Origin of the sequence: Exilibacterium tricleocarpae, assembly GCF_007004655.1 — a bacterium.
In the GTDB taxonomy this organism is placed as follows: domain Bacteria; phylum Pseudomonadota; class Gammaproteobacteria; order Pseudomonadales; family Cellvibrionaceae; genus Exilibacterium; species Exilibacterium tricleocarpae.
The window spans coordinates 247,286-260,459 of sequence record NZ_ML660094.1 but is presented as its reverse complement, the minus strand read 5'-3'; the positions used below and the strand labels follow the sequence as shown (position 1 = coordinate 260,459).

Here is a 13,174-nt window from a genome sequence, read left to right as displayed (position 1 = left end):
GTTAGTGGTGAAAAGTTAGCAGTTAAACGCCAGCGGTCAAAAAGCGACGCTTAGACGCCAACAACAAACGTCGAAGTTTGTGTTATCAAAAGCCGCCGGGTAGCGGCCGCAGTTCTTCAAACTCGGTGTCCCGGCCCTCAGCTTTGGCAGTAAAGACTTCCGCCATATCGGTGGGCTGGAACATGCCGGTCTGCCACACCGCCATATAGTTGAGGCTGTCGGCGAGCGTGTGGTCGCGGCTGTAGTTCAACATTTCCTTGGTGCCGGCCACCGCCAGTGGCGATTGCCGCGCGATCTGTTTGGCGATATCGAAGACGCCCTCCAGCATGGCCTCATGGGTGTCGAATACCCGGTTCACCAGGCCTGCCGCCAGCGCCTCCGGGGCGGGGCAGCGGCGGGCGGTATAGCACAGCTCGCGGGCCAGGCCCTGGGGGATCACCCGCGGCAGGCGCTGCAGGGTACCGAGGTCGGCGGTCATGCCGATATCGGTTTCCTTGACGCAGAAAAACGCATCGGCCGTGCAATAGCGGCTGTCACAAGCGGTGACCATATCCACGCCGCCGCCGATACAGCCGCCCTGAATGGCGGCGAGCACCGGCATGCGCACCTGCTCCAGTCTGTTAAACGTCTCCTGCAAAACCTTGACCCGATGGCGCATGATCTCCTGGCGGCGGCCGGCCTCACCGGTAAACATATCTTCATCGGGGCTGGTGAACACCGATAGGTCCATGCCTGCCGTAAAGTGCTTGCCGGTGGAAGAGAGGACTATGACCCGGGCCAAGGCCGCTGCGTCGATCTCGCGTATCGCCGCCGGCAGCTCCTGCCAGAAGGCTGTATTCATGGTGTTGTACTCATCCGGGCGGCTGAGCTGGACGTGGGCTATCTGGTTGTCGATGCTGACTGAGAGTGTCTGGTAGGTCATGGTGAAATCCCTGCGGGTCGCCGGCTAACTGGACGGTGTCAAGATGCAGTGAAGATAGCGGCTAATTTTGACGGCGTCAAGATCGGGTGCTAGATTGCTGTCGGTGTCGGGTAACCCGCAAGTAGCGCACATTGGCAGTGGCGTGGTTCCCCTCGAAGGGGTCGGGGTGCTTGCACCGTGGACCCCGCACCGTGCCGCCGGAGGCGGTGCCTTTAGGAACGGGAGTGGCACCATACTAGGGGACACAATTAAAGTTATGTTTCCGCACTGTGCCGTTGGAGGCGGTGCCGGTTGAGGGTAACTTGGTCCCCTTCGAGAGGGTAAGTTTCCACCACGTAAGGAGCCTCGATATGAAGCACCCCGCAACAAGTAACGCCGATGTGCAGCCGTCCGATAGGATCGGCCCCGACAGGGCAGACCTGCGGTGACCGCCACCAAAGCCACCGCCAAAACCCGTGCCACCACCGGGGGCCGCAGACACTACCACCACGGTGACCTGCGCCGCAGCCTACTGGACGCGGCCATGGCCATGATCCGCGAAGCAGGTATCGATGGCCTCAGCATGCGCAGGCTCGCCGATCGGGTGGGGGTGTCGCGCACGGCGCCTTACCACCACTTTGCCGACAAACACAGCCTGCTTTGCGCGCTGGCGGAGGAAGGGTTTCAACGCCAGGCCCGACAGCGGATGTTTACCGATGACTCGCTGGCTTTCGAGGAGCGTTTCAGTCGCTTCGTCAGCGGTTATATCCGCTTCGCCATGGAAAACCCGCAGTACTACGACCTGATGTTCGGCCGCGATATCTGGAAGGCCGGCCAACCCACCGAGTCGCTCAAGCGCGAGGCTTATGGTTCCTTTCGCCGCTATGCGGGGCTGATCGGTGACTGGCAGCGCGACGGGCTGCTGCCGGACGATATGGACGCCGTGCGCTTCGCCCAGGTGAGCTGGAGCATGCTGCACGGTTTGAGCCGGCTGTTGATCGATGGGATCTATGTGGACAGTGAAGCCATGGAGGGAATGTGTCAGATGGCCGCCAGGGTCCTGTTGAGCAATTTTAACCGCCGTTGACAGTGGGTGGCCCTTATCTGCCGCCAAGGCTGCAGCAGCGGAGCCTCATAGACAACACGAGGGGATATTTTTATTGACATATTCCTTTATAGGAATATATTATGCCGATGGCACGGACACGAACAACTTTCGACCCCTTTAATGCGATTGCAGAACCAAAGCGACGCGCGCTGATTGAGGCGCTTGCCGGCCGGGAGCTGAGCGTGAACGAGATTGCCCAACGCATGGGGTGGAATCAACCCATGGTGTCCAAGCACCTCGGTGTGTTGAAGCAAGTGGGTTTGGTGACTGACCGAAAAGAAGGCCGCTATCGCGTTTACAAAGTCAATGCCGTGCAGTTGAAACTGATACAGGAATGGGTAATCCAGTTCGAACAGTATTGGACCAACAGCCTGGATCACCTGGAAGAGTATTTAAACGCAATTCAATCCGACGAGGTGAAGGATGAGCAGTGACAATAAACTTGAGGTGGAACCCTCGATAATAACGCGAGAACTCAACGCGCCGCGCCAGTTGGTTTTTGACGCCTGGACCCAAGTGGAGCATCTGCAAAACTGGATGTTCCCGCAAAAGGGGTTTACCTGCGAGTATGTCTCCGCCGATATAACACCCGGAGGCTCCTCACTGCATAAGTTGACGGCGCCCGGCGGACACCAGATGTGGTTGCTGACCAAGTACGAAGCCGTGAACCCGCCTGTCAGCCTCGTTTTCAGGCAGTATATGTCGAACGAGGCCGGCGATATTCTCCCCAACCCGCAGATGCCCGACTGGCCGAAAGAAATGCGGGCAACCATTGAACTCGAAGCACTCGGCGATAAAACCCGGCTGCGGTTGATCTGGCAACCGATAGCTCCGACCCAAGCAGAAGCCGCAGCCTTTGAAGCCTCCCGCTCTCAACACGGTAACGGCTGGGGTGCCGGGCTCGACCAACTCACCCGCTACCTTGAAACGCTCTAACACCGAAATAACAGGTCTCAGTTTTGCTGAGACCTGTGTTTTGCACTCACATCTTTTGCCACCGCGGCGCTTTAGCGCGCTGATTTGCCAGGACCGGTGTGCTTTGCCGTTAAAATCAGGATTTGCCTATGACGAAAATAGCCGCAACACCGCTGCTGATAGTCGTGCTCAGCGCGCCGTTATTTGCCTTTGCCGAAGCTATAACCAGAGAGCAGGCGCTGCACCTGATGGACAATTGTCAAGCGATTAGGCCGGAGAAAATTGCGCGCTTGAAAGAACAAGAGATACAAAGATGTATTGAAAACGGCAGGGCGGCAGACTATTGCGAACGATACTATGCAACACTGGGGCAGGCGAGAAACACCAATGGCGACTATTCCCCCGGTTTGCTCTGGGATGAACCGGTTTGCAAGAAAGCCTTGGCGGCTGAGAAGTACTTCAAAGCCAACCCGAGAAAAAGTCTCTATCAGCGGTGATGTAGCGGAGCAATATGCATCCCTTTTGATCAGGATCATGGTCGCGGGCAGGGGAATTTCCTATGGTGAGCGTGTCATCAGCACGCCATCGAAGGAACCCATATGTACCTAGACACAGTAGTTGTATCCGGACTGGTTGTCGTCATCCTGACCTGCGTGATCGTTGCCTGGGTCGGGCGTTATGCCTTGCGGCATATGCGTGAGGACAAGCCCGAGGCGGACAACAAAAAATAGCGCCGCGCGCCTCAGTCGCGCCGCTTGCAACCGGGAAAGCTGCACAGCATTTCGAAGGCCAGGTTGGCGGCCAGCAGCGAGGTGTTGCCGGTCGTATCATAAGGGGGCGACACCTCCACCAGATCGGCGCCGATCAAATCGGTGCCGAAAACTCCGCGAATGATTTCCAATCCCTGGGCTGCCGTCAGCCCGGCCGGTTCCGGCGTGCCGGTGCCGGGAGCCACCGACGGATCGAGCCCGTCGATATCGAAACTCAGATAGGTAGGTGTATCCGGACCTATACGTTGGCGCACTTCATCCATCACCGGTGCCAGGGAACGGTACCAGCAGTCCTCAGCTTGTATCACCGTCGCACCCTGTTCGCGGGACCAGTCGAAGTCCCCGGCACTGTAACCGGTGGCGCGCAGACCGATCTGGGTCATTTTGTGGCCGTCCACCAGACCTTCCTCCAGGGCGCGGCGAAAGATGGTGCCGTGGGCGACTTTCTCGCCGAACATGGTGTCGTTGATGTCGGCGTGGGCATCGACGTGTACCAGGGCCATCTTGCCGTGGCGTTTGGCCAGCGCGCGCAGGATCGGCAGCGCGATGGTGTGGTCGCCACCGAGGCTGAGGGGCTTGGCGCCGGTGGCGACCACGGCGTCGTAAAACTGCTCGATAATGGCAATCGACTTTTCCAGGTTAAAGGTATTAAGCGGGACATCGCCGATATCCGCCACCTGGAAACTGTCAAACGGTGCCGCCCGGGTGGCCATACCGTAGGGCCGGACCAGTACCGATTCACTGCGGATTTGCCGCGGCCCGAAACGGGTGCCGGCGCGGTTGCTGGTGCCGATATCCAGGGGGACGCCGACAATGGCGATGTCAAGGCCCGTGGCGTCGCTTTGCGACGGCAACCGAAACATCGTGGCAGGCCCGGCAAAACGCGGCATGCTGTTGCCGCCGAGGGGTTGGTTAAACTGATCGCTCATGATGTGCAGATACCCCGTTTGTCACTGGGTCGGCAGGGTATCACGCTACCCTTCGGCCCATTGGTTTATAGCAATTGGTTTATAGCAACTGGTTTATGGCGCCGCGTTGTCGTCCTGACCGGCGGCGAACTGCAGCGCTTTGATTTCAATAAATTCTTCCAGCCCCGCATCGCCCCATTCGCGGCCGTTGCCCGATTGCTTGTAACCGCCGAAGGGCGCTTCGTAGTTGAAGTCACCGCCGTTGATATAGACCTGACCGGCGCGCAGGCGCCGGGCGATAGCCACCGCGGCGTCGTTGTCGGCGGCCCAGACGCCGCCGGACAAACCGTAGGGCGTGTCATTGGCAAGCGCCACCGCCTGGTCGATATCGGTGTAGGGAATCATCGCGATAACCGGGCCGAAAATTTCCTCCCGCGCAATGGTCATATCGTTGCTGACATCGGCAAACAGGGTGGGCCGTACAAAGGCGCCGCCGGGCTGGCCGTCGACCGCATCCGGGCCGCCGCAAACAAGGCGCGCACCTGCCGTCAGGCCGCTGCGCAGATATTCCTGCACCCGCTGTTGCTGGGCCCGGGAACTGACCGGACCGATATCGGTATCGGCGCGGGTCGGGTCGCCGACGACCAGCGACTCGGTAACCTCGCGGGCCAGCGCCACCCCCTCCTCGTAGCGGCTGGCCGGCAATAACATGCGGGTGAGGGCATCGCAGCTCTGGCCGCTGTTGATCATCACCTGGCGCACGCCGAAATCAATGGCGGCGGCGAAATCGGCGTCTTCGGTAATGATATAGGGAGATTTGCCGCCCAGCTCCAGGCACACCCGTTTTACCGAGGGGGCCGCCAGAGCCGCAATACGGGTGCCGGCGCGGGTGGAACCGGTGAAAGAAACCATATCCACGCGCGGGTGCGCCACCAGCGCCTCGCCCACCGGGACACCGGTCCCCTGCACCAGGTTGAATACGCCGGCCGGCAGGCCCACGGCGGCGATAATTTCCGCAAACACAATGGCATCGAGCGGGGTCAACTCCGAGGGCTTCAATACCATGGTGCAGCCTGCCGCCAGGGCCGGTGCGCACTTGCCGACAATCTGGTGCAGCGGATAATTCCAGGGCGTGATAAAGCCGCACACACCGACCGGCTCCCTCAGTACCAGTGAGGTACCGGCGCGACTACGGGTTTCCATACCCGCGGCACGGTCGGCGTAGCTGGCCATACCCGCGGCCGGTCCCTCGACCTGAACGGGCAGGCAAAACTGTGCCGGCATACCCATCTCTGCGGTGATCAACGCGGCCAGTTCCTGCTTGCGGGCGAGTATGCGCTCGGCGATCGCATTGATATAGTCGGCGCGCACCCGGGCGGGGGTGGCGGACCAGGCCGGCAGCGCCGCGGCGGCGGCGTCGACGGCCCGGTTGACGTCCGCTGTCGACGCTTCGCGCACCGTGGCGATAACCGTCGCGGTGGCCGGATTGACGACTTCGATCGAGCGGTCGCCGCCGGCAGTTTGCCAGGCGCCGTTCAGGTAGAGTCGGTCGGTTTGGGGCAGTTGCAGTTCGGGCATGGGGGGCTTCGCTAGTCGGGTTTGTCGATCAGGGTATCCAGCGGATAGCCTGTAAACGGTTTGTTTTCGTTCATCACCACGTGGGTGCTGACGTTTTCGATATTGGCGCCGCCGGCCACCAGCTCATTGTTGAGGGCCAGGTAGCGGTCCATATCCGGGCACACCACTTTCAGCACGAAGTCAAAGCCGCCGGAGACGGTAAAGCACTCCACCACTTCGGGAATCGCCGCCACCGCCTGCTCGAACTGGTCGAAGTCCTCCTTGGCGTGCTGCTTCAGGGTCACCGTGGTGATGCAGGTGATCGAGCGACACAGCTTGGACAGGTTCACCCTGGCCAGGTAGCGATCGATATACCCCTTGTCCTCCAGGCGGCGCACCCGTTGCAGGCAGGAGCTGGGCGACAGGCCCACGGTATCCGCCAGGTCCTGGTTAGTGGTTTTAGCGTTGGTCTGCAGGTGTTGCAGAATACGCAGGTCCAAGTGATCGATACTCTGTCTCAACAAACGTTTCAAAAAGCGCCGCCCCCGGTTTCCGCTCAGTTACTGCCAATTATCCAAGACGTCCGACTCGTCGATTTCAACCAGTGTGGGGCCTTTGCGGGCCGCTGCCTGGCCGAGCAATTCCGCCAGGTGCTCATAACTGTAGGCCTTGTCGGTGGCGGCGCCAAAACCGCGGGCCAACTGGGCGAAATCCGGCGTGTGAATATCCACCCCGATGGTGGGTATGGCGTTGTGTTGCATATACTGCTTAATCTCGCGGTAGCCGCGGTTGTTCCACAGCAACAGAATGACCGGCAGGTGGTTTTCCACTGCACAGGCCAACTCGCCCAGCGAAAACTGGGCGCCGCCGTCGCCGACCAGCGCCACCACCGGACAGTGCGGTTGGCCCAGTTGCGCACCGATGGCGGCGGGCAGGCCATAGCCCAGGGTGCCGAAGCCGGTGGCGGAGTGGAACCAGGAGCGGGTCTGGCGGGCCTCGAAGCTCAGTTGTCCGGAGTAAACCGGTTGGGTGGAGTCGCCGACCACAATGGCATTGGGCAGGGTTTGCTGAATAACGCCAAACAGGCGGTCGTGGGCCAGATGCGCCCGGTCTTTAAGCGCTTGCAGTTCGCCTCTGACGGCGGCCACCTGCAGCGCGGCGGGCGACTGCGGTTGCGAGTCGGTGGCGTCGATCTCCAGTGCCGCACACACGCCGGTCAGGAACAGATTGGCATCGGCGGGGATGGCTACATCGGCGAGAAAATTTTTACTCAGTTGCTCGCTGTCGATATCCACCCGAATCAACTTGCCGTCAATCTTGAAACCGCCGTCGAAGAAAAAGTCGTAGTCCGTTTCCCCGAGTTCCGTGCCCACTGCCAATACCAGATCGGCGCCGCCAATCAGTTCCCGCACCGGTCCCAGCGACTGATTGCTGCCCAGTGACAGCGGGTGGCCCGGGGGCAGCAAACCCTTGGCGTTGCTGGTCAGGGTGAAGGGCGCGTCGAGGTGTTCCACTAAACGGCGGGCCGCCGCGCCGGCGCCGGCGGCGCCGCCACCGAATAAGATCACCGGGCGCTCGGCGGCGGCCAGCAGGGTCGCCGCCTTTTTTATCGCCGCGGGGCAGGGGCCCGGCTTAAAGCCGGTTGCTACGGGGCGCGGCGGGAGAACGGCGCCGGGCCCGGCAATGATATCGATGGGTATCTCGATATGCACCGGCCGCGGCCGCGCGCTGGCAAACAGGGTAAAAGCCCGGGCCATAACCCTGGACAGATCACCGGGATGCAGCAGTGTATGGCTGCTCGCCGCCACGCCCTGTACCAGCTCCCGCTGGTTTTTGAGTTCGTGCAGGCGACCCTCGGCGGCGCCCAACTCCCGTATCCGGTTGGTGCTGGATATCACCAGCATCGGAATGGAGTCGGCATAGGCCTGCCCCATGGCGGTGGCAATATTGGTCATGCCGGGGCCGGTAATGATGAAGCAGGCGGCCACCCGACCGGTGGCGCGGGCATAGCCGTCGGCCATAAAACCGGCGCCCTGTTCGTGGCGCGGGGTGATATGGCGGATGTCGGTCTGCTCGAGCCCGCGGTACAGCTCCACGGTGTGCACACCGGGAATACCGAAGATAGTATCGATGCCGTAGTCTTGCAGGAGTTTGACGAGTTGTTCACCACAGGTTTGCATGTGTGTCGCCCGATAGTTACTCGATAGAGGTTGAGGTGTCAGCGGCGGCTGACAAACTCGCCGATGCGTTCGCAGCCCTGTTTGAGCACGTGACCCGGTTGTACCAGTGACAGGCGCACGTGGCCGCGGGTGCTGGTGCCGAAGGCGCTGCCGGGAATTACCGAGACGCGTTGTTCGTCCAGCAGTTGATCGGCGAATGCCTGGTCGTCTTCGAGCACCTTTGAGACGTCCAGCATAACAAACATTCCGGATTGCGGGCGATGGGGGCTGATACCGGGCACCTGTTCGAGCAGATCGCAAACCAGGTCGCGGCGCTTCCGATACTCCCTTTTCATCTCCTGCACGTAGTATTCGTCATTGCTGAGGGCAAAGGCCGCGGCGTCCTGGAGAAACTGCGGGCTGCCGAACAGCGACATGGTCATAAATTTTTCCAGATGGGCGATCAGTGCCGGCGGTGCTACCGCCCAACCCATGCGCCAGCCGCTCATGGCGTGGCTTTTGGACAGACCGTCGATCATCACGATATTGTCCAGCCGGGCCGCCGCTGCCCGCAGCGATACATGGGGCTTCTCAAAGGTAAACATCGAGTAGACTTCGTCGCAGACCAGCCACAGGCCCTGCTCGTAACAGTAAGCGGCGAGGCGGGTTAACGTCGATTTACCGATAATGGCGCCGGTGGGGTTGCCGGGGGTATTGATAAACACCACCCGGGTGCGCGGCGTGATGGCGGCAACGATGGCGTCGAACTGCGGTTCGAAATCCCGCTCGGGTGCGGTGGGCACCGCGACGATATTGACGCCCAGCGCCTGCATAATGGGGCTGTAGCCGACATAGAGCGGATCGGGGATGACGATATCGTCGCCGGGGTCCAGCAGGCAGCTCATCACGCCGAATATGGCCGCGGTACCGCCGGGGAACACCGCCACTTCGGCGGCGCTGCAGGGGTGGGGCGAGGTGCGGGTTTCCTGGTCGGCCACGGCGCGGCGCAAATTGAGTTCGCCCAGTGCGGGGGAGTAGTGGGTGCGGCCGACGCGCATATGGCTGACGGCGTTGTCGATAATCGGCTCCGGGGTGCGAAAATCCGGGTCGCCGATCGAGAGCAACACCACATCTTCGCCCTGCTGTTTGAGCGCCTGGGCCCGCTCGTGTACCTGCCAGGCGCTGGCCGAGTCCAGATGCAGGCGTTTGGCCTGCGCGCTGATGGCGAAAGGGTGTGGCGGAGCGTCTACGCCGGCCAGCGAAGTTGTCGTTGTCATCGGAGCACCTGTGGGCGATTTGTCTGGGCGTTGAATAAGCGTTAGCCTAGCAAAAAGTGCAGGCAGGGGATTTTTTATCCGCTGCAAATACCGCAGATTCTGCGGGGAGCGGCCGTTGCGCTGAAAGAAAATGCGGAATCTGTCGGCGGCGATCAGTTGAATTGGCATCTCGTTCAACAGGTTTACATTCCCACCGGGGCTTCGTGCTAGAATCCGGTTTTTTTAGTGCCATTAGGTTATAGAGGGGGCCGTGCCATGAGCACAGAAAGCTCGTCCACCACGACGGTTCTCAACACCGACTCGCAGCACGATATGAGCGCCCAGGCCACTCATATCGAACTGTTTTTCCGCGGCAGGCAGTACGCCATCGAAAGGCAGGACCTGCCTTTTAAGATAGGCCGCGACCCCCAGTCCTGTGATCTGGTGATCAACAATGATCTGGTCTCGCGCAACCACTGCACCATTGAATTCCGGGGCCGGCAGATCGGCCTGTTGGACCGCAGTACCAATGGTACCTGCGTGCAGGTGGGGCGCACCGACGGGCTCTTTATCCGGGACAACTTTTACCCGCTGGCGGGCCAGGGCTATATCAAGCTGGGTGAAAACATCGATCTGGCGGACCCCGACCTGATTCTTTTCAAGGTGCTCTTCAAGCCTCAATAACCCCAATGGTTCATTAAACCCCAATGTCTCACCCCGCTGGTAAGCCCCGCTATGCTGGCGCTTATGCTCCGCTGGTCTCCTTCCCCAAGGTTTAACAACCGAGCCCCGATAGCCTCTTCAAGCTGTTGATTTTGAGGGAGTTCTCTATAATAAACCGCTTTGGATGCGAGGCCTGATCGTGGACGATAACCCTAAAGCGTTGCTGCGCAATCTGTTTTCCGTCGCCGTGGCGGCGGCCCATCCCGACCAGGTGCTGGCCGAGCACCTGCCCGATGACCGCACCGGGCGCGCGGTGGTTATCGGCGCCGGCAAAGCCGCCGCTGCCATGGCCGCGGCGCTGGAACGACACTGGCAGGGGCCGCTGTCGGGGCTGGTGGTGACACGCTACGGCCACGGCGCACCATGCCGGCATATCGAAGTGATCGAGGCGGCCCACCCGGTTCCGGATGATGCCGGCCAGGCGGTGGCGCGGCGCACGCTGGCACTGGTGGACAGTCTCGATGCCGGTGATCGGGTGTTCTGCCTGCTGTCCGGTGGTGGTTCCGCGCTCTGGTCGCTGCCGGCGCCGGGTATTTCACTGGCCGACAAGCAGGCCGTCAACCGTGCACTGTTGCAATCCGGCGCCGATATTGCGGCAATGAATTGCGTGCGCAAGCACCTGTCGGCGATCAAGGGCGGGCGGCTGGCGCAGGCCTGCTGGCCGGCATCGTTGCACACTTTCGCCATCTCCGATGTGCCCGGTGACGATCCCAGCGTGATCGCCTCGGGACCGACTGTCGCCGATCCGTCCACCTCCGCCGAGGCGCTGGCAGTGCTGCAAAAATACGGTATCGACGGACCGCCGGCGGTGCTCGACTGGTTGCAGAGTCCGGCCTCGGAAACGTTAAAGCCGGACCATCCGGCTCTGGCAAACAGCCGCTATACACTGATTGCCACGCCGCAACAGTCGCTGGTTGCCGCCGCCGAGCACGCCAGGCAACAGGGGTTCGAAGCGCTGATTCTCAGCGATCGGATAGAAGGCGAGTCGCGGGAGGTTGCCAAGGTGCACGCCGCCATTGCCCGCCAGGTGCGTCGCTACCGGCAGCCGCTGGCGCCGCCCTGTGTGATCATCTCCGGCGGTGAAACCACGGTGACGGTGAGGGGCGGCGGCCGCGGCGGGCGCAATGCGGAATTTCTGCTGGCGCTGGCGCTGGAGTTGCGCGGCAGCGCCGGTATCTACGCCATTGCCGCCGATACCGACGGTATCGACGGCTCGGAATCCAATGCCGGCGCCACCCTGACGCCGCACACCTATGAACGGGCGCTGGCAGCGGGGCTGGATGTGGAGGGGCTGCTGGCCAACAACGACGGCTATGGTTTTTTCTCGGCGCTCGACGAACTGCTGGTGACGGGGCCGACCCGCACCAACGTCAATGACTTTCGGGCGCTGCTGGTGTTGCCGGAATAGTTGCCGGAATAGTTGCCGGAATAGTTGCCGCATCCGGTTGCCGCAACTCTCGTTAGTGCTTCGACCAGAAAATACTTTCACTTCGGTGGCACTTAGGTCTCGATCCGGGCCGGTTAAGGACACCAAAAGCTGTTCTTGGGTGAAAAAAATATTGGTCAGCGCACGAATTGCGACAAATAGCTGCCACAACGGCCGCCGTCAACGGGCGCGGAGGTTGAGGCGGTTGCGGTCCTGGTCGATCTCGAATTTGAAATGCTTGAGCACATTCATGCCGAGCAGACCGTCGGCGTCATCGCCCATGGACATATTCAGCACGGCGACATTCACCCCGCGCAATTCATAATTGCCGATACTGAGCGCCTCTACGCGATACACCTCGCCGTTGGAGACGCCGTTGGCGGTATGGAACATACGCGAGCCCAACGGCAGGATATCGAGACCGCGCGAGAGGGTGTCGAAGTGCTCGCGCGTAAGGGTGAGCATAGAGGCGCCGGTATCGAGGATCAAATGCGCAGCCTGGTCGTCGAAATACACGGGTACCAGATAGTGTTCCCCGCGCGTTTGCAGGGCGATGGTCTCTGTCGCCGGGTCGGGTTCAGGGCGCTCCTGGGCCAGCGCCGTCGCCTGCCCGGCATCCCACTGGCGCAGGGCCTGCGCCGCCTCCTCGCGCCAGTGGGGATCGTCGTCCAGGCTCGCCAGCACCTCCCGCCCGAGCGCCTGGTTGCCGGCGCGATAGTACAATTGCGCCAGGCGAATTTTATCGGCCGGTCGAATCAAACCTACGGTATCGGTGTGGGCGTAAAACCGCCACAAGTCCTGCCAGCGGCTCTGTTTGGCGAGCAGGGCGTCGACGGCGCGCACAAAATCGTCGTAAGCCGCCGCTACCTGGCGTTTTTGCCCCGGCTGGTAAGCGTAGAGCACAGCCTGCTGGAACAGGCCGATGGCCTCTTCCAGATAGCCCATACGCTGGTTGAAGGTCGCCGCGATCAGCAGCACATCGATATCGTCGTAGTACTCTTCCAGAAACAGGCCGGCCAGATCGATAAAGTCCCGGTAGTTGAGTTGCTGCAGTTTCAGGCGCATAAACGCCAGCAGTTGTTTTCTCAGTTCGTGTCTTTGCGGGTCGCCGTAGTCCATGGCGCGTCGATAGAGCTGCAGGGCTTCACCGAAGCGGCGCTGTTGCAACAGCGCGGTAAAGGACGGGGCGGTGGTGGCGGGCTGTTCCGCCTCGACATAACAATCGCAACCGGTGACCGCGATTTCGGCGCCGCCGTCGTTCACTGCGGTCCGGGGGCGTGGGGTGCCATCCGCCAGGGCAGGGGAGACCGGCTCCGCCCCGGCGACCGGGCCGCCGCCGGGGCCCGGTTGCGGCGAGTAGTTGCCGGCCACCCATCCCAGCGCAAAGCTGAGGACGATACTGATGCTGAAAAAGAGTTTAGTCCCCATTGCTTTACCTGCAATCGCACTGC

Annotated in this window: 14 protein-coding genes; 7 read left to right on the top strand and 7 right to left on the bottom strand. The window is 61.3% G+C overall.

The window, feature by feature from the left end:
* Window positions 1-85 precede the first annotated feature (85 nt).
* The gene (locus tag FKG94_RS14205) at window positions 86-922 is read right to left on the bottom strand and encodes a crotonase/enoyl-CoA hydratase family protein (RefSeq protein WP_142904997.1); all 837 of its coding nucleotides are present in this window, start codon (window positions 920-922) and stop codon (window positions 86-88) included.
* 424 nt (window positions 923-1,346) lie between these two features.
* Here FKG94_RS14205 and FKG94_RS14200 point away from each other — a divergent pair, with 424 nt between their 5' ends.
* From FKG94_RS14200 to FKG94_RS14180, 5 genes are all read left to right on the top strand, one after another.
* Window positions 1,347-1,988: a TetR/AcrR family transcriptional regulator gene (locus tag FKG94_RS14200; protein ID WP_246125152.1), complete on the top strand. Its 642-nt coding sequence runs from the start codon at window positions 1,347-1,349 to the stop codon at window positions 1,986-1,988.
* 101 nt (window positions 1,989-2,089) lie between these two features.
* Window positions 2,090-2,443 carry an ArsR/SmtB family transcription factor gene (locus FKG94_RS14195; protein WP_218943530.1) on the top strand — a complete coding sequence of 118 codons (354 nt, stop codon included), beginning with the start codon at window positions 2,090-2,092 and terminating at the stop codon, window positions 2,441-2,443.
* Window positions 2,433-2,945: an SRPBCC family protein gene (locus FKG94_RS14190; protein WP_142904996.1), complete on the top strand. Its 513-nt coding sequence runs from the start codon at window positions 2,433-2,435 to the stop codon at window positions 2,943-2,945. The genes FKG94_RS14195 and FKG94_RS14190 overlap by 11 nt, the downstream gene beginning before the upstream one ends.
* A 128-nt stretch (window positions 2,946-3,073) precedes the next feature.
* Window positions 3,074-3,421, top strand: a complete 348-nt coding sequence (locus tag FKG94_RS14185; protein ID WP_142904995.1) for a hypothetical protein — start codon at window positions 3,074-3,076, stop codon at window positions 3,419-3,421.
* 102 nt (window positions 3,422-3,523) lie between these two features.
* Window positions 3,524-3,655 (top strand): DUF3149 domain-containing protein, encoded by a 132-nt coding sequence (locus FKG94_RS14180; protein ID WP_142904994.1) that lies wholly within the window; start codon window positions 3,524-3,526, stop codon window positions 3,653-3,655.
* Window positions 3,656-3,666: 11 nt separating this feature from the next.
* On the opposite strand, the gene speB is transcribed toward FKG94_RS14180, so the two are convergent.
* From speB to FKG94_RS14155, 5 genes are all read right to left on the bottom strand, one after another.
* The gene (speB, locus tag FKG94_RS14175; protein WP_142904993.1) at window positions 3,667-4,623 is read right to left on the bottom strand and encodes an agmatinase; all 957 of its coding nucleotides are present in this window, start codon (window positions 4,621-4,623) and stop codon (window positions 3,667-3,669) included.
* A gap of 93 nt (window positions 4,624-4,716) precedes the next feature.
* On the bottom strand, window positions 4,717-6,180 hold the full coding sequence (locus tag FKG94_RS14170) for an aldehyde dehydrogenase family protein (protein ID WP_142904992.1): 1,464 nt from the start codon (window positions 6,178-6,180) through the stop codon (window positions 4,717-4,719).
* Window positions 6,181-6,191: 11 nt separating this feature from the next.
* Window positions 6,192-6,692, bottom strand: coding sequence for an Lrp/AsnC family transcriptional regulator (locus FKG94_RS14165; RefSeq protein ID WP_246125149.1), 501 nt, complete (start codon window positions 6,690-6,692; stop codon window positions 6,192-6,194).
* Between the two features lie 27 nt (window positions 6,693-6,719).
* Window positions 6,720-8,339, bottom strand: a complete 1,620-nt coding sequence (locus FKG94_RS14160; RefSeq protein WP_142904991.1) for a 5-guanidino-2-oxopentanoate decarboxylase — start codon at window positions 8,337-8,339, stop codon at window positions 6,720-6,722.
* A gap of 38 nt (window positions 8,340-8,377) precedes the next feature.
* Window positions 8,378-9,595: a pyridoxal phosphate-dependent aminotransferase gene (locus FKG94_RS14155; protein ID WP_142904990.1), complete on the bottom strand. Its 1,218-nt coding sequence runs from the start codon at window positions 9,593-9,595 to the stop codon at window positions 8,378-8,380.
* 255 nt (window positions 9,596-9,850) lie between these two features.
* Between FKG94_RS14155 and FKG94_RS14150 the strand changes: the two genes are divergently transcribed.
* Complete coding sequence (locus FKG94_RS14150; protein WP_142904989.1) at window positions 9,851-10,258, top strand: FHA domain-containing protein; 408 nt, start codon at window positions 9,851-9,853, stop codon at window positions 10,256-10,258.
* Between the two features lie 178 nt (window positions 10,259-10,436).
* Window positions 10,437-11,705 carry a glycerate kinase type-2 family protein gene (locus FKG94_RS14145; protein ID WP_142904988.1) on the top strand — a complete coding sequence of 423 codons (1,269 nt, stop codon included), beginning with the start codon at window positions 10,437-10,439 and terminating at the stop codon, window positions 11,703-11,705.
* A 198-nt stretch (window positions 11,706-11,903) separates the two neighbouring features.
* Here FKG94_RS14145 and FKG94_RS14140 read toward each other — a convergent pair whose 3' ends face one another.
* The gene (locus tag FKG94_RS14140) at window positions 11,904-13,151 is read right to left on the bottom strand and encodes a retropepsin-like aspartic protease (RefSeq protein WP_142904987.1); all 1,248 of its coding nucleotides are present in this window, start codon (window positions 13,149-13,151) and stop codon (window positions 11,904-11,906) included.
* Window positions 13,152-13,174: the final 23 nt, after the last annotated feature.